The sequence below is a fragment of the Bacillus sp. USDA818B3_A genome (genome assembly GCF_009928415.1).
In the GTDB taxonomy this organism is placed as follows: domain Bacteria; phylum Bacillota; class Bacilli; order Bacillales; family Cytobacillaceae; genus Neobacillus.
Map to the genome: position 1 here is coordinate 76654 of NZ_JAABNN010000004.1, position 15751 is coordinate 92404.

The window sequence follows — 15751 nt, forward strand, 5'->3', positions numbered from 1 at the left end:
AGAAGAATAAATAGAGTGGTCCTATAGCATGATATATTAATAGTGAGAAGTTTAACTTTGGAATGTTGAGGTGAGTGGTATGAATACAATTGGCCGGACCATTAAAACGTATCGGGAAAGCTTAAAAATGACCCAAGAGGAACTGGCTATACGGTTGAGAGTGGGTACTCAACAAATCTCTAAATATGAATCCGGGGAACAAATTCCAAGTAATCAAACGATCTTAAAACTGTCCACTGTACTTGATATACCTGCATCAGAATTATTACAGCAAAATAATAATCATCCAAACTCCTCTATTGTAAACTCAAAATAGTATAAGAAGCAGGCTAAGGACGGAAAAATTTACCGTTTTTTTACTGATTAGTGTATAAAAATGGGGAGCTTGGAAACACTTGAATTATAAAGCTTTCTAGTATTCCCCCTTTTTGAGAGGACAATCCAATCGGTTGTCCTCCTTTTTTGTTGATAAGATTATAATGAACAGGATTGATTCGCTTTAATGACCAATAACTCTTTAGCAACTTGCAGACAGGCTTGCATCGGGATGACCTTTTCAAATGAAAATTCATAGATGGCCTGGATACGTTCTGCCAGCATTTTGGGTTCATCTAATTCATAAACCGCTTGAATGGTATCGGCAATTTCCGTCTCATAATCCCCATTGACTAAATGTAAAGGATCCCATTGATTTAACAAGTCCACAAACTGCAAGTTGGTTTGTACCTCATTTCGCATGCTTTAATCTCCTATCTATTTTCAAAGTGGTTTATTTGTTTATTAAAGATACTAATTTCTCAAGAATCTGTTCGGTTGTTAGGACTGCGTCTCCTCCACCTTGAGCAAAGGACTCATTCCCGCCGCCTTTGCCATTTATCATCGGCAAAATTTCGCCTATTACTTGTTTCATATTTTCTGTTCTCGCTTTTCCTCTTGCGCAAACCAGCTGCTTTCGAGTTCCATCTGATGAAGCAAAAATAACAAGGCTTTCAGCATCCTCTGAAACAATCATGCGGGCAAGCTTCTGCAGTTCTCGAATGGTCCTGTTCTCAAAGGCTTTTGCAATAACCGCCTGCCCCTTTTTCGCCAATTCCAGTGCTTCATATTGAAGAATGGTCTCATTTGCTTGCTCAAGCGCTTTGATCAGGTGCTTTTCGTTTTCTAACAAACGAGTGACGGCTTTCTGCATATCTATTTCCGGAGCATTCAAGAGTTTAGTTAATTGATGTAAGATGGTTTGCTTTTCCCCAAGTTTTTGGATGACTCGCAATCCGCAGGCAAACTGAACGCGAATATTTTTCCGCTGCTTGTCCCAATCTAAAATTTTTATCGCACTAACTTCGCCAGTAGCTTTTGGATGTGTACCGCCGCAGCCGTTATAATCGAAGTCTGGGATGATGACAAGTCGAATATCTTCTTTCACCTTTGTATCTTTTCTTAGATTATACTGAGACAATTCTTCTTCTGTTACCCATTTCGTTTCAATCGGCCGGTTTTCTAGGATGATTTGATTAGCCAGCTGCTCCGCTTGTCTTGCTTCCTCTTTCGTTAATTCCTCTGTTTCTAAGTCGATGGTGAGGTTTTCTTTCCCTAGATGGAAGCCAACCGTCTTATAGCCAAATAAATGGTCAAAGGTAGCCGATAAAATATGCTGTCCTGCATGCTGCTGCATATGATCAAATCTTCTTTCCCAATCAATTTTACTGTTTACTTCCGAATCGATCGTATGTATAGGTCCGCTTAGATAATGACGAACTTCGCCGTTTACTTCTTCTACATCTTCAACCGTCTGATTGGCAATTCGGCCTGTATCATGAGGCTGGCCGCCTCCTGTCGGGTAAAAAGCAGTTTGATTAAGTACCACATAATTTTTTCCTGTTTCATCCACTTCCTGTTTAAGGATGCGGGCTGAGAAGGTTTTCAGGTATGGATCCTGATAAAACAGTTTAGTTTTCATGGCAATACACTCCGATTTTTGAATTGATGTACTCATTTTCTATAAAGATGGGAATGAAAGCAAGAGAAAAGGAAAACCTGTCCCTTTTTCCAGGAACAGGCTCTCACTGTTATTGATTATTTATTCTTTTTTCGTTGTCCCTGCATGGAACCGCCCATCATTTGTGGGAAGCCTCCCATTGGCTGCTGACCGCCCATTTGTGGGGAGCCTCCCATTGACTGCTGACCGCCCATTTGCGGGAAACCTCCCATTGACTGCTGACCGCCCATTTGCGGGAAGCCTCCCATTGGCTGCTGTCCGCCCATTTGAGGGAAGCCTCCCATTGGCTGCTGTCCACCCATCATATGAGGAAAGCCGCCCATTTGTGGATAGCCTTGGTGAAATCCGCCCATCATCTGTGGATGATATCCACCCATTTGCGGGTAGCCCATCATTTGCTGACCACCCATCATTGGGTACCCTCCCATTTGTGGATAGCCTTGATAACCGCCCATCATTTGAGGAACCCCCATTTGTCCAAATTGCCTTTTTTCCATAAGATCGCCTCCTTGCATTCTCCCTAACAGTGTATGTCCACTTTTTGGATAAGCTTAGATGGATACCTATGGTTTTAAAAAAAACTGTATGTGGCCGGTAAATAGGTGAACAAAGGCGAAGGAAGCTTCATAACTGCCATTGTGATGTGAGCTTTTAACCATAACGATCGATTAGACGCTCTCATAACTACCGTTGGCTGTGAGCTTGAACCATAACGGTCGATTAGACGCTCTCATAACTACCGTTTCCTCTAAGTTTGAACCCTAACGGTCGATTAGACGCTCTCATAACTACCGTTGGCTTTAAGTTTGAACCCTAACGGTTGATTAGACACTCTCATAACTACCGTTGGCTCTAAGTTTAAACTATAACGGTTGATTAAACGCTCACATAACTCTTAGAGTTGGAATTAACTCTATTTCTTTTCGTCTTGTGCCTTTTGCTGCCCTGCTTTTTTCTCTTTAGAAATTTCTCCGCAGGCAATTCGATTCCCGGAATTTCCCGCTGGCTGAGTCATCCCATCATCTTTTCCTTCATGAATGACAATTGAGGTGCCTTCCTTTGTAAATAATGATGTCTTTCCGTTTTTTAAAGTCACATTAGGCGCCATTATATCCGCCATTATAGAACCGTCATCCTCCACAATTAAGTTCGGCAAATCTCCTGCATGAGCACCCTTAGGATGCAAGAGGCCATGCTCTTTACTTTCAGGATTAAAATGGTTCCCTGCTGACTTGAAATCAGGGGCCTCACATTTACCCGTTTCATGTATATGAATGGCATGTTCCCCTGCAGGCAGCCCTTTTAAATTGACCGACATCTTCACACCGCTCGACTGTTCAGCAAGGGTGATCGTCCCAAGTGAGTCTCCAGAAGGATTATACATCTCCACATCTAACTTTTTTATTTCCTTTTCCATACAGCCTGAAAGGAAAAGAAGTGGAATAAGCATCCAACTTTTCTTCATCAGATTTCCCCCATCTAAGACAATTTGGGATTAGTATGAGCAAGACGGATGGCTGCTATTCCAAAAACTTCATCCAAAAAACAAAAAAGGAACAGTCAGGCTTAACTGTTCCTTTGGGAAGATTGATTGTTTGTTACTTGTTCTTCTAATTCTTTCGTCTTAGCCGCTTCCCGATTGGAAATCTTGATGATCAGCCTCATGGTCAGTAAGGCACCGATTAAGAAAATAGCACAGGTGATGGCTGCAGGAATATATTCTGATTTATCTTCAGGAAAATATAAAAATAATGCTAGTACGGATGGCAGAAACATTTTTCTTCTCCCCTTCTAAAAAACCCCTAATAAGTTCAACCTTATTATAACAAAAGATTCCGTACCAATGAAGAATACTGTCCGGCTGCATTATTTTAATACTTTAATTCCCTTAATCAAGACATCTTGTTCAGGCTTATCTTTACTATCCACTTTCGTATCAGCTATTTTATCAACAATGTCCATTCCTTCAATGACTTGCCCAAATACTGTGTGGCGATTATCAAGCCATGGTGTGCCGCCATTTTTATCATAGGCATCGATGATTTCTTTCGGATAATCTGCTTTTTCCATTTCAGATTTCATCGAAGGGTCTAGGGAACTACTCTGAACAATAAAAAATTGACTTCCATTTGTATTAGATCCGGCATTTGCCATCGATAATGCTCCGCGAAGATTAAAGAGATGATTAGAAAATTCATCTTCAAATGGATTACCCCAGATACTTTCACCGCCCGTTCCGTTCCCTTTTGGATCGCCGCCTTGAATCATGAAATCTTTGATTACCCGGTGAAAGATTTGACCATCATAGTAGCCTTCTTGACTGTGTTTTACAAAGTTTTCGACAGCCTTTGGAGCGTACTCCGGAAAAAGTTTAATTTTAACCGAACCCATCGAGGTTTCCATTTCTACTAATTTCTCATTTTCAGCTACTTCGGTTGAAAGCTGAGGAAAATTGGTATCTGACACTTGGGCTGCTCCTTCCTTTTGTTCCGTTTTTGAAGCCGAGCTTTCTTCTTGTTTTTTCAGGCTTGTCCCACACGCCGCTAACATCAGGACAATCGTTAAATAAAGAAAAATTAATGGCCACCGCTTTCTCAATTATCATCCCTCCATTTTATTCACTTTAAACTTTTTGCACTATGTTTTTAATTTAGTCATAATGAAGGAGAGGAATCAAGTGAATTTATTAATAAGGGGGTTGATTTGTGATGGAATTACAAGTTGGCGATATGGTAACAGGAATCTATAAAACAGGAAAATATATTGGAGAAATAACCGATGTTCGCCCTCAGCATTATTTAGTGAGAGTTTTAGCCGTGCTGAAACATCCCATCCAGGGGGATCTGCACCATCCAAAGGATGCGGATGTTGGTTTTTTCCATGAAAGAAAGGCTTTAAGTTTCAGAGAACAAACCAATGTTCCAAAACAAATGGTAAAACCGTTTGAGGGAGAAGTACCAAATTATCAGACTTCCTTAAAAGAGGCTTTAGAAAAGATGAAAAATGAATTAGCTGAAACGGATTCGCAGTGGGCAGAGATGAGTCTTCGGGCATTGGAGTCTCTTGAGGCGGACTACAAATTATCTTAAAAAAACAAAAGTGGGAGCGCCTTAATGTTGGCACTCAAAATGCTGGAACATGATTAAAGGCCAAATCAGTTTGAATGATTTGGCCTTTTATGCGAATTCATTTAGCAGTTTTGAAAAATCGATTCGGTCACCGATCGTCGTTGGTTGAGGTTTTTCCAAATAGCGTTTATCCTTTTCAACCAGTCTGAATATATTGTAGGTAGTTAAGGCATCGTCCAGTGCCCGATGGTGCTTTCCGGTCCCTTCTTTTCCGTATTCCTGAACGGCTTTCCACAAACCTGTTTGGTTTTGATCTCCAAAGAATCGTTTATACTCCATTGATAAATCTAATTCAGCTCCTGTAAATGGGAATGGTGCTCCCGCCATTAAACAATTTTGCCTCAGTACCTTCATATCCATGTTTCCCCAAGTAACGATGGTTGTGTCAACATTGTCCTTATTGAATTCCGCCAATTTCTTAATGAGCTCGTATATGCTCATCCCCCTGTCGACCTGTTGCTGCGTAATATGTAAGAATGATTTGCAGCGTTCAGATAATCTGGGGAACTTTAACGGAGTTACGTAGGAAGAGAACTGTTCTGTTACTTGGTCATCCACAACAGCAACAATCCCGACCTCAATGATTTCCGCAAAGAAGTCTTTCATACGAACATTTCGCTCCGGCATGGTAAATTCAAAATCAATAAATAAATATTGTTTCTTTACTCTCATCGTTTTCACCACCTTTTCTTTTCCATCTTACTACCATTATATAAAGATACCTGTACAAAAAATTGTGCTTTTTTTCTATTTTTTTATTTCTTATATTATAACATGAATCAAGAGAGAATTTTTTAAATTTTTGTACAATGGACACAAAAAAAGAATGGTTACTCCATTCTCTTTATAGAAAGCTTATTTTTTGAGTTTGATGACGGCCATTGTACATCTAGAAACACAGATGAGCCTATTCTGTTCATCGGTAATTCTTATATCCCATACCATCGTGGTTTTGCCTTGATGCAGGACAGTTCCCACTGCCGTAACGATTCCCTCTGTTTTCGGACGGACATGATTTGCATTGATTTCAAGCCCTGCTACCGCTTCTGATTCTTTGTCAACGAGTTCATAGGCTCCTAGACTTGCAACTGTCTCCGCTAAAGCAACAGATGCGCCGCCATGAAGTAAGCCAAATGGCTGCTTAGTCCGATGATCTACAGGCATGGTTGCAGTGACTTTCCCTGGTTCCATTTTAGTAATTTCGATTCCAAGTGCCTCGATTAATGTATTTTTAATCATCTTACCCCTCCAAACCTTTTTCTTTTTCATATTAACGTATTCTTTACCATGTTGCATATTCCTCTTATTGAATGTTGTTTACTATGTTAAAAAAAGAAAAAACAGCTGCAGGAGCTGTTTTTTCCGAAATTTAATAAAAACCAGGGTATCCGAATCCAGGACCTCCGAATCCCGGGCCACCAAAACCAGGGTATCCAAAACCTGGATAACCGCCGAATCCAGGGTATCCGCCATAGAAGGGCCGAGCTCCAAAAGATGCTCCTAATCCCCCTCCAATTAAACCACCTAAAAAGCTAAGTCCACCGATCGCTAATGGCCAGCCAAGACCGATAAACCGCTGATCTTGTACCGGGTACGGGCTTCGATATGGGTACATACCTTATTACCTCCTTTTTTCTATACTTGCCTACACTATTTCATATGCAAAAACTGTCGGTTTTGAGTGGGCAAAAAGAAAAGCGGAAGCGCCCGTTTAGCGGCGTATGGCCTGGAGTGCATCGACTGAGATAAAGGAAAACCGAAAAGCGGAGGCGCCTTGACCAGGGGCGACAGGTATAAGACGAGCCGGCGAGAAGGCAGCTCTTTAGCCTTCTTGACGGATTGGCTTATAACCCCGAGCCCCTAGGCGCCGAAGCTAGACAACACGAAGAGCGCTAGCGATTCGATGTTGACTTATCGTAGGGAGAAGCGCGGAAGGACACTAGCCGCTGGGCGCTGCAGCTAGACAATAGAAAAGCGGAAGCGCCCGTTTAGCGGCGTTTGGCTAATAAGCTGCTGGGGCTTAAGTTTATTTTTCAATAGATTCAAAACGTTCTACAAACAATGCAAGTGTACGAACCATTACACCTGTGGCTCCCGCTGGACCAAGATCATGGTCTTTTGCAGTTGTTGCTGTTCCGGCAATATCTAAATGAACCCATGGAGTTCCTTCAGTAAATTCGCCGATAAACGCACCAGCCACAAGGGCGTGTCCCTCACTGCCTGGAGAATTATTTAAATCAGCCACTTTACTGTTACGAACTCGCTCTATTTCCGTCTCAAACAAAGGCAGCAGCCACATCTGTTCCCCTGCCTCGGCAGAAGCTTCACGCACTTGTTCATACAATCGTTCTTCATTTGTCATGGCTCCAGTTGTGTGTAAACCAAGTGCCGTGATTACTCCGCCTGTTAAAGTTGCCACATCGACTAAATAATTGGCTCCATGGTGCTTAGCATATGTAATGGCATCAGCTAACACCAGACGTCCCTCAGCATCCGTATTCAAGACCTCAATCGTCTTTCCATTCATGGATGTAATCACATCATCCGGCTTGAACGCTCCACCGCTAATCATATTATCTGTTGATGGAATGACCGCGACTACGTTTTGTTCCGGCCTTGTTTCACCAATAATCTCCATCGCTCCTAACACCGCAGCAGCACCACCCATATCGGTCTTCATACCAACAATGCCGGCTTTTGTTTTAATCGAATAACCACCTGTATCGAAGGTAATTCCCTTTCCAACAAGGCCGATGACATCTGTCCAATTATCTTTTCCTTGATATTTTAAGACAATCATTTTTGGAGGCTCAACAGACCCTTTATTGACAGCAAGAAATGCCCCCATCCCTAATTTCTCGATTTCCTCTTTATCAAGAATCTCCACGTCGAAATCAAATTTTGCTGCAAGTTCCGCTGAATAATTTGCCAAATCTGTTGCATTTAGTAAATTCCCAGGAGTATTCACAAGAGTGCGTGCTGAATTAGTTCCCTTACCGAAGGCATAACCTACAGTTAAAGAAGCTCGGACATCCTCCTCTTCTGCTCCAGCGAAATAAACGGTTACCTTATCTAGTTTTTTCTCTGGTTCATTTGATTTTTGTTTATATCCATCGAATTGATACATAGAGAGCGCCAATGCTTCGCTCAAAGCATGAGCTGCGTCTAAGCCATTAACTTCCTCGGTAACAAACGAATCCAGGAAGACAGCTGTTTCCTCGAGTTTATTTACCTTTAACTGCTTAAAGACTTTTCCAAACGAGGATCGAAGTTTTTCAAAGGATAATTCCTTTTCCTTTCCTAATCCAACAAAATAGATCCGTTTCGCTCCTATTTTTTCAAAACTATGTACTTTCGTTATGCTTTTTCGTTTAGCTGAAAGATCGCCTGATTTAACCAGTTCTGTTAATTGTCCATTAAATTTCTCATCTAGCCCAGCTAAAACACCTGTAAATTTCTCAGGCTTTTCAAATAGTCCAATAACCAAGCTCTCCTGGCCTACTTCTAAATCTACCTCTTTAATCACATGAAACATGTGCCTTCACCTCCAAGATATATGATTATATTATAACGAAAAGGATATTGTTTCGGAACTCTAAGTAACGTAAAAAACAGGCACAAAGCCTGCTAGGTTGATTAGTATTTATCTTTTCTCTGAGCGGGTATATTGTTGGCGGAATACCTGCAGCGATTTATCATTATTTAATGTTTGTAATTGTTCTTCCGTTAGATGACCATTTCCCTGCTCGACAACATACACATCGACCTGTTTTTTGCCCCACTGCTTATAGACATCGTCAACTGTTTCATAATAAAGATCAAGCTCATTTCCTTTAATAGCGCCACCCTTATCGGCAACAACGCCATACCCATAGCCAGGGATAAAAAGAATGGTCCCAATCGGAAATATATTTAGATCAGCTGCAATGGTTGAGAATAAGTCACGTTTCACTTTCACCCCTGAGTAGGTAATGCCATATTCAGGATGACCCTGGGATTTTCCAGTGGATTCAAAACCTGCTGTATACCCTGTAGCTGTTACCGTATGCTTAGGGTACTTCGACCAGTCGAAAGCGTCTTCCAACAATGGAGGTGCTTTCGCCTCCACCTGGTTACTAAACGAAAAAACGGATGCAAACGGCAGAATCAATGATCTTACATTCACACCGGTAATGGACTGAAAAGTTGCAGCCAATGCCATAATAAACAGGCAGAACATTGCCAATCGTTTCGTCCAATTTTTTACTTTACTCATTGAATTTTTTCACTCCTCCAAAATATTCATTCCCAAAGTAAAGGGAAATATACAAATTGGAGGAGGAAAAATATAGGTACAAAAAAAGACTCTTACTTAAGGTAAAAGTCTTAAAACATTTGATATCCACTTTTTCGTAATAGTTTAATCGTAAATCCAGCTGCAATCGCACCTGCGAGCCCGCTAATCAAAATGAAAATATCAGCCGCGGCTAATGCGCTGATTCTTGACCACAGATCTTGAAAGGCGTATTTACTGTTTGTAAAATACTCCGCAAACCCCACTTTATCTACAATAAAAATAGCTATAATAGGATAAATAATTGCCATAACCCAAGACATTCTTAAGAGCATATTGAGAATAAAACCGATTCCAAAAAATAAAACAAAAAATAGCACGATTGAGATGATTAGGACCACAATGCTCATCTGCATCTGACAATTCCCCCTTTATACATCAACAATTAGTGTACTTAAAGTCGATGGGGGAGTCAATAAAAACGCAAACAAAAAAATAGCCTCTTACAATCTAAGAAGCTTTACATACACAATCGTTTATTCTTTTTTCTTACCAGTTCCCTCACAGCCCGGGCAAGTTTCCGATCCGCCTAACACTAATTGAAAATACCCTTTTCCATCACAATAATCACAAGTCTTTGTCGATTCAGCCGTTTTTACAGTCATTCTCTTCGCCCTCCTTTTTATTATCTCAATTTTCTGATAATATACCAAAAATCCGTAAAAAAGGAAAGAGTTATATTTATCCAAATTCCACCATGGAACCGGATACACGTTAGATTTTCTCCCATTTACATAAGCTTACTCTAATTATCTAAAAATTTAACAAATAATATAATCCATAATAAAAAGGACAGAACTTCTCTGCCCTTTTACGAATCACTTATTAAAAGAAATTAAATTTACCTTTTTTCATTACCATACCCGCGCCGCCGATCATGAATAACGCACGGTTATCAACAACTTTTTTCATAAAAGATGCTTTGCCGCCGGTAAGTTTTTTACCAAAAACAACACCAATTGCATCATCTTCACCAAGAGAGCAAACAGTACCTTTATTATCGAATGTAAAGGTTTCTAAGTCTGCCTTGTTACGAATTAATGCAGTAATATTCTTTGCAGTTAATTCAGCTTGCTGCATTGCAATTTGCGCAGTTGGCGGATATGGACGATTGATTTCTTCATTGATAACAAGAGAGCTGTCACCAATGATAAAGACATCATCAAATCCAGGAACAAGAAGATTCGGTTGAACCTTTACGCGGCCTCTCATTGCTTCAAAGCCTGACTTTTCGATGACAGAGTTACCACGTACACCTGCTGCCCAAACAACAGTTTCAGACTTGATTTCATATGGCTCCGCATCGCCTTTGGCTACAAAAATACCGCCAGGCACAGCTTCCTTAATCGCAGTACCAATTAAAAACTCAACACCTTTACGCTCTAACACTGATACAGCGTAATTAACTAGCTCAGGATCGAAACCAGGCAATACGGTTGGGGCTGCTTCTACACAATAAATTTTAACCTTGTGGAAATCCACATCATATTCTTTGCATAATTCTGGAATACGGTTTGTTAATTCACCAAGGAATTCAATTCCTGTAAAACCAGCACCACCAACAACAATGGATAGACGATTATCGTTCTTTTCCTCTTCCATATTGTAAGTAGCAAATTGATATTCAATATGCTCACGTAATTGACGGGCAGAATTGACATTCGTAATTCCAAAGGCATATTCTTTTAAGCCTTTAATACCGAATGTTTCTGGTTCACCACCAAGGGCAATAACAAGATAGTCATAATTAACTTCGCCTTTTCCTAAGATGACTTTCTTTTCTTCTTTATTAATTTCAACAACAGTGTCTTGAACAAAATCAACCTTGCTGCGGTCTATAACATCACGAATATCGTAACGGACTTTATCGTGGTGAAGAGTACCAGCAGATGCCTCATGTAACCATGTTGTTTCATAATGGTAATCATTTTTATTTACTAAAACGATATCTGCTTCATTTACACCGATTAATTTCTGCAAACGAACTGTTGTAAGAAGTCCGCCGTAACCTGCACCGAGAATCACAATTTTAGGCTTTTTCAAAGTGATCACTTCCACCTTTTATAGTATTTTGAATTATAAATGCTCTTTTTCTTATCTTCCGCTTCAATCACCATTTTTATTTTATTAATCAAAAAAATGATGTATGTGAGATACTTCACGATTAAAGGCAAAAAACAATTATGTGATTTACTTCACGAATAGGAATAAAGAAAAAGAAATGACCATAAGTACATAGAGTAAGTGAGTCATTTAAATGAAAAAGAATGAATATTATGAATAGAGACACATTCACATAAGTGTACTTATTTTGTCACAAAAACTTAACAATATATCCACATTACATGTTATGCTACTTTCACGCTATTTTCAAGCAATTTTTATAAATATTTTCGCGGTTTATACATCCAAAGATTCCCTTATCAAAAGATCCATACTTCATAACGATTTCATGTCATATGATATGGAATAAAGGTAGTTACAACTTGTTGGGGGGATACGAATGCAAGAGGATCAAAAAATTTATGATATTACTATTATTGGCGGCGGTCCTACCGGTCTTTTTACAGCTTTTTATGGAGGCCTGAGACAAGCGTCTGTTAAAATTATTGAAAGTCTGCCGCAGCTTGGCGGTCAATTATCCGCCCTATACCCCGAAAAATATATTTATGATGTAGCAGGTTTTCCAAAGATTCGCGCACAAGAATTGATCAATAATTTAAAAGAACAGATGGCTAAATTTGAACCGACAGTCGTTCTAGAGCAGTCTGTTGAGAAATTTGAAAAACACAAAGATGGTTTGTTTAAATTAACAACGAATAAGGAAGTTCATTATACAAAATCTATTATTATAACGACTGGTAATGGTGCATTCCAACCGCGCCGCTTAGAGCTGGAGTGTGCCCGGCAATATGAGAATAGGAACCTTTATTACTTTATAGATGACTTAAACCAGTTACGAGGGCAAAAAGTGGTCGTCTTTGGCGGCGGGGATTCTGCCGTTGACTGGGCCTTAATGCTGGAGCCTATTGCTGAATCTGTAACAATTGTCCATCGCCGCGATAAATTCCGAGCCCATGAACACAGTGTAGAGAATCTCTATAACTCAAAGGTTGAAGTGAAAACCCCCTATGTTCCCGCCGACTTAATTGGTGACGATGAAGGGATTAAACAAGTGGTGCTTAAAACAGTAAAGGGGGAGGAAACCGAAATCATCGATGTGGATGCGGTCATTTGTAATTATGGATTTGTTTCTTCGCTTGGCCCGATCAAAGAGTGGGGACTTACCATTGAAAAAAATTCAATTGTCGTTAATTCAAAAATGGAAACCAATATTCCAGGAATTTACGCAGCAGGTGACATTTGTACATATGCCGGAAAAGTTAAACTAATTGCCTGTGGATTTGGGGAAGCACCAACAGCCATTAATAATGCAAAATCCTTTATTGATCCAAAAGCAAAAATCCAGCCGCTCCATAGTTCGTCTATGTTTGATAAATAAAAAAGCTCCGGCGCCCTAAAACAGGGCGCTGGAGCCGGAAAAGGCGTCTTTAGCCGGCGCCTTTTTGTTCATTTCTTAACATTCCTCTGGTGTTCCAGCTGCTGTTGCCGTCCGGAATGATGAACCACAGCCGCATGAAGCGATGGCATTTGGATTATCGATGGTGAATCCGCCGCCCATCATGGATTCTTTATAATCAATTTTTGTACCTTGCAGGATTAGGGCACTTTCTTTATCAACGAGAACAGGAATTCCGTGCTGCTCAAATTGAAGGTCGTCTTCGTTTACTTCATGGGCAAAACCCATTCCGTACGAAAGGCCGCTGCAGCCGCCTCCCTTTACACTCACTCGTAAAAAGGCACCTTCTTCTTCGTTATGCTTCATCATCTCTTTAATGTGTGAGATGGCCGCTTCGGTTAGAATGATAATTTCCTTGCTCATCATAATTCCTCCTTCTTGAGGCTTTTAATATAGTATATACACGTGTGATTGAAGACTCAACTAATTTAAATGCACTAATTTTTTAAAAAAAACATTATATAAAAAGGAGCACGATTGCCCCTTTATTAAAACATCGGATTTTCATCCAGATATTGATAGATCTTTTCAACCAGATCGTCTGGTGTGTCCCCTGCCACCACTTCTCCATTAACTAAAGCATAAAGAGATAGCGCACATTTCCCGCAGTACCCGAGACATCCGTATTCGATAATATCCAGATTAGGATCTCTTTGCAGTTTTTCCAGTGCTTTTTGTGCACCATTTGCCAGATTGCTTATACAAAATTCAATGATCGGCTTAATCAATATTTTCACCTCTTAACACCCTTTAATCCTACTCTATTTAATTAAAACCGTCAAATACCATGTTTGTTATACCTTTGTCAATACCGAAGTGAAAAATGTTGTTGTTTTGCCACAATTTATATATACTCTAGATGTTAATGAGATAATATTATTCTACTATTTTATTTTTCAGTCATACTATTACAAGCCTGTTAAAGCAAAGGGGTAAATAACCATGAAAAACCTTGTTATTCTCGGCGGCGGCTATGGCGGAATGAAAATCTTACATGAACTGCTTCCCAACTTGCCCGAAGATGTCACCATCACCCTCGTCGACCGTGTTCCATATCACTGCTTAAAAACCGAATATTATGCTTTAGCTGCCGGGACTATTTCTGATAAAGAAATACGTGTTGCTTTTCCCGAACATCCGCGTCTAAAGATTAAATATGGAGAGGTAATTGGAATTGATACTAAACATAATCAAGTGAATCTAAAGGATACCTCTTCCTTTCACTATGATGATTTAGTCATCGGCCTTGGCTGCGAAGATAAGTACCACGATGTCCCAGGAGCGTCTGAATTTACCTATAGTATTCAATCGATTGAAAAGGCCCGGCTTACCTACTCGGTCTTAAATAACCTTGGTCCCGGCTCTGTCGTTGGAATTGTCGGGGCTGGCTTAAGCGGGGTTGAATTAGCAAGTGAGTTAAGTGAAAGCCGTGAAGATCTTAAGATTAAATTATTTGATAGAGGCAAACATATCTTATCCTCATTTCCTGAGAGATTAAGCAAGTATGTTGAAAACTGGTTTGTCCGGAATAATGTTGAGATTATTAATCAATCCAATATTACGAAAGTAGAAGATAAGCGTTTATATAATCACGATGTGCCAATTGATTGCGATGTGATTGTATGGACAGCAGGCATTCAAGCCAATCAAATCATTCGGCAAATGGACGGTGAAAAAGACCGCTTAGGCAGGATGATTGTCACCCCCCGCCATCACTTACCGAATGATGAACATGTCTTTATTGTGGGTGACTGTGCCCATTCGCCCCATGCCCCGAGTGCGCAGCTAGCAGAGGGACAGGCAGAACAGGTTGTCGAAGTACTAAAAAGACGCTGGAACGGTGAACCACTTCCAGAAGCTTTCCCGCCTATTAAATTGAAAGGTGTCCTCGGCTCGCTTGGGAAAAAGCAAGGTTTTGGAGTGATGGCCGACCGTGCGATTACAGGCCGGGTAGCCCGTCTGTTAAAATCAGGGATACTGTGGTTATATAAGTTTCATAATGGTTAAAAATAAAGCGAAGAACAGCTCTGAACGTAACAAAAGAAGCATTCCAACTATGAAGAGGGCACTGAAAAAGTCCTTTAAATTTAGGGTGTGTGTCTAAATGAGGCTGTTGATTTCCGTTCCAGGCGGCTTCGCTTTCCGCGGGCGTGCCGGGGAGCCTCCTCGGCGCATTGGCGCCTGCGGGGTCTCCCCTGCCCCGTACTCCCGCAGGAGTCTTCGCCGCCTTCCACTCCAATCAACAGTGTTCTTTTACACAGGCTAAATTTTAATAAAATGGATTTTTTCAGTGCCTTTACTATGAATGGAATGCTTCTTTTACTTTGCTATGTAACCATATTTCTCAAGTTCAGCAAAAATTGTTTTTAGTCGAGGATTACCTTCTCCAACAATTTTTTCATTAATGACGACCACTGGATAAAATAAATCTTCTTCAAGCACCCTTTTCGCAAAGGTTAATTTTTCGCTGTCACCCGATGGTTGAAATATATCCACATACGACATTTTTACAGGCTGATTGGGAAACTTCCTGGCAATAGCGGCTTCAAGCCACTCAAAAGTCTCTTTTGATGACGGTAAATTCACACAACTTGGACATAAGGTTTCAGCCCCATACAGGATTATTTCCACTTCTTTCATTCCCATTCTAATCATTCCTGCCTTTTTCTTTTATTTTAAACGATAGGAAAAATTTTCACTAAAAATAAGGGTAT

General features: G+C 40.3%; 21 protein-coding genes. 4 read left to right on the forward strand and 17 right to left on the reverse strand.

Annotated features, from left to right (window positions below):
- Window positions 1-79: 79 nt before the first annotated feature.
- Window positions 80-316, forward strand: a complete 237-nt coding sequence (locus tag GXK58_RS10115; protein ID WP_160722350.1) for a helix-turn-helix domain-containing protein — start codon at window positions 80-82, stop codon at window positions 314-316.
- Window positions 317-474: 158 nt separating this feature from the next.
- Here GXK58_RS10115 and GXK58_RS10120 read toward each other — a convergent pair whose 3' ends face one another.
- The 6 genes from GXK58_RS10120 to GXK58_RS10145 form a co-directional block, all read right to left on the reverse strand.
- Entirely contained in the window at window positions 475-738 is a 264-nt protein-coding gene (locus GXK58_RS10120) for a DUF1871 family protein (RefSeq protein WP_160722352.1), read from the reverse strand.
- Between the two features lie 31 nt (window positions 739-769).
- Window positions 770-1957, reverse strand: a complete 1188-nt coding sequence (locus GXK58_RS10125; RefSeq protein WP_160722354.1) for an alanyl-tRNA editing protein — start codon at window positions 1955-1957, stop codon at window positions 770-772.
- Window positions 1958-2073: 116 nt separating this feature from the next.
- Window positions 2074-2493, reverse strand: a complete 420-nt coding sequence (locus GXK58_RS10130) for a hypothetical protein (RefSeq protein ID WP_160722356.1) — start codon at window positions 2491-2493, stop codon at window positions 2074-2076.
- Window positions 2494-2909: 416 nt separating this feature from the next.
- Window positions 2910-3461 carry a superoxide dismutase family protein gene (locus tag GXK58_RS10135; RefSeq protein ID WP_160722358.1) on the reverse strand — a complete coding sequence of 184 codons (552 nt, stop codon included), beginning with the start codon at window positions 3459-3461 and terminating at the stop codon, window positions 2910-2912.
- A 101-nt stretch (window positions 3462-3562) separates the two neighbouring features.
- Complete coding sequence (locus tag GXK58_RS10140; protein WP_160722360.1) at window positions 3563-3772, reverse strand: hypothetical protein; 210 nt, start codon at window positions 3770-3772, stop codon at window positions 3563-3565.
- Between the two features lie 90 nt (window positions 3773-3862).
- On the reverse strand, window positions 3863-4546 hold the full coding sequence (locus GXK58_RS10145) for a peptidylprolyl isomerase (RefSeq protein WP_160722777.1): 684 nt from the start codon (window positions 4544-4546) through the stop codon (window positions 3863-3865).
- A gap of 158 nt (window positions 4547-4704) precedes the next feature.
- On the opposite strand from GXK58_RS10145, the gene GXK58_RS10150 reads away from it, so the two are divergent.
- A complete protein-coding gene (locus GXK58_RS10150) occupies window positions 4705-5085 on the forward strand; it encodes a kinase-associated lipoprotein B (RefSeq protein ID WP_272928142.1) in 381 nt (126 codons plus the stop codon).
- An 87-nt stretch (window positions 5086-5172) separates the two neighbouring features.
- Here the strand turns inward: GXK58_RS10150 and kapD are convergent, their stop codons facing one another.
- The 8 genes from kapD to GXK58_RS10190 form a co-directional block, all read right to left on the reverse strand.
- On the reverse strand, window positions 5173-5796 hold the full coding sequence (gene kapD / locus GXK58_RS10155) for a 3'-5' exonuclease KapD (RefSeq protein ID WP_160722364.1): 624 nt from the start codon (window positions 5794-5796) through the stop codon (window positions 5173-5175).
- A gap of 183 nt (window positions 5797-5979) precedes the next feature.
- Complete coding sequence (locus tag GXK58_RS10160) at window positions 5980-6363, reverse strand: hotdog fold thioesterase (protein WP_160722366.1); 384 nt, start codon at window positions 6361-6363, stop codon at window positions 5980-5982.
- A gap of 130 nt (window positions 6364-6493) precedes the next feature.
- The gene (locus GXK58_RS10165; protein ID WP_160722368.1) at window positions 6494-6739 is read right to left on the reverse strand and encodes a hypothetical protein; all 246 of its coding nucleotides are present in this window, start codon (window positions 6737-6739) and stop codon (window positions 6494-6496) included.
- Window positions 6740-7150: 411 nt separating this feature from the next.
- The gene (locus GXK58_RS10170) at window positions 7151-8659 is read right to left on the reverse strand and encodes a leucyl aminopeptidase (RefSeq protein ID WP_160722370.1); all 1509 of its coding nucleotides are present in this window, start codon (window positions 8657-8659) and stop codon (window positions 7151-7153) included.
- A gap of 108 nt (window positions 8660-8767) precedes the next feature.
- A complete protein-coding gene (locus tag GXK58_RS10175; RefSeq protein ID WP_160722372.1) occupies window positions 8768-9379 on the reverse strand; it encodes a 3D domain-containing protein in 612 nt (203 codons plus the stop codon).
- A 110-nt stretch (window positions 9380-9489) separates the two neighbouring features.
- Window positions 9490-9813 (reverse strand): YuiB family protein, encoded by a 324-nt coding sequence (locus GXK58_RS10180; protein ID WP_160722374.1) that lies wholly within the window; start codon window positions 9811-9813, stop codon window positions 9490-9492.
- Between the two features lie 120 nt (window positions 9814-9933).
- Window positions 9934-10062, reverse strand: coding sequence for a YuiA family protein (locus tag GXK58_RS10185; RefSeq protein WP_160722376.1), 129 nt, complete (start codon window positions 10060-10062; stop codon window positions 9934-9936).
- Window positions 10063-10282: 220 nt separating this feature from the next.
- Complete coding sequence (locus GXK58_RS10190) at window positions 10283-11500, reverse strand: NAD(P)/FAD-dependent oxidoreductase (protein ID WP_160722378.1); 1218 nt, start codon at window positions 11498-11500, stop codon at window positions 10283-10285.
- 460 nt (window positions 11501-11960) lie between these two features.
- Between GXK58_RS10190 and GXK58_RS10195 the strand changes: the two genes are divergently transcribed.
- Window positions 11961-12959 carry an NAD(P)/FAD-dependent oxidoreductase gene (locus GXK58_RS10195; RefSeq protein WP_160722380.1) on the forward strand — a complete coding sequence of 333 codons (999 nt, stop codon included), beginning with the start codon at window positions 11961-11963 and terminating at the stop codon, window positions 12957-12959.
- A 75-nt stretch (window positions 12960-13034) separates the two neighbouring features.
- Here GXK58_RS10195 and GXK58_RS10200 read toward each other — a convergent pair whose 3' ends face one another.
- Window positions 13035-13400 (reverse strand): HesB/IscA family protein, encoded by a 366-nt coding sequence (locus tag GXK58_RS10200; protein ID WP_160722382.1) that lies wholly within the window; start codon window positions 13398-13400, stop codon window positions 13035-13037.
- A gap of 125 nt (window positions 13401-13525) precedes the next feature.
- The gene (locus GXK58_RS10205) at window positions 13526-13765 is read right to left on the reverse strand and encodes a YuzB family protein (RefSeq protein WP_160722384.1); all 240 of its coding nucleotides are present in this window, start codon (window positions 13763-13765) and stop codon (window positions 13526-13528) included.
- 214 nt (window positions 13766-13979) lie between these two features.
- Here GXK58_RS10205 and GXK58_RS10210 point away from each other — a divergent pair, with 214 nt between their 5' ends.
- Window positions 13980-15044, forward strand: coding sequence for an NAD(P)/FAD-dependent oxidoreductase (locus GXK58_RS10210; RefSeq protein WP_160722386.1), 1065 nt, complete (start codon window positions 13980-13982; stop codon window positions 15042-15044).
- Window positions 15045-15356: 312 nt separating this feature from the next.
- Here GXK58_RS10210 and GXK58_RS10215 read toward each other — a convergent pair whose 3' ends face one another.
- Window positions 15357-15683: a YuzD family protein gene (locus tag GXK58_RS10215; protein WP_160722388.1), complete on the reverse strand. Its 327-nt coding sequence runs from the start codon at window positions 15681-15683 to the stop codon at window positions 15357-15359.
- Window positions 15684-15751: the final 68 nt, after the last annotated feature.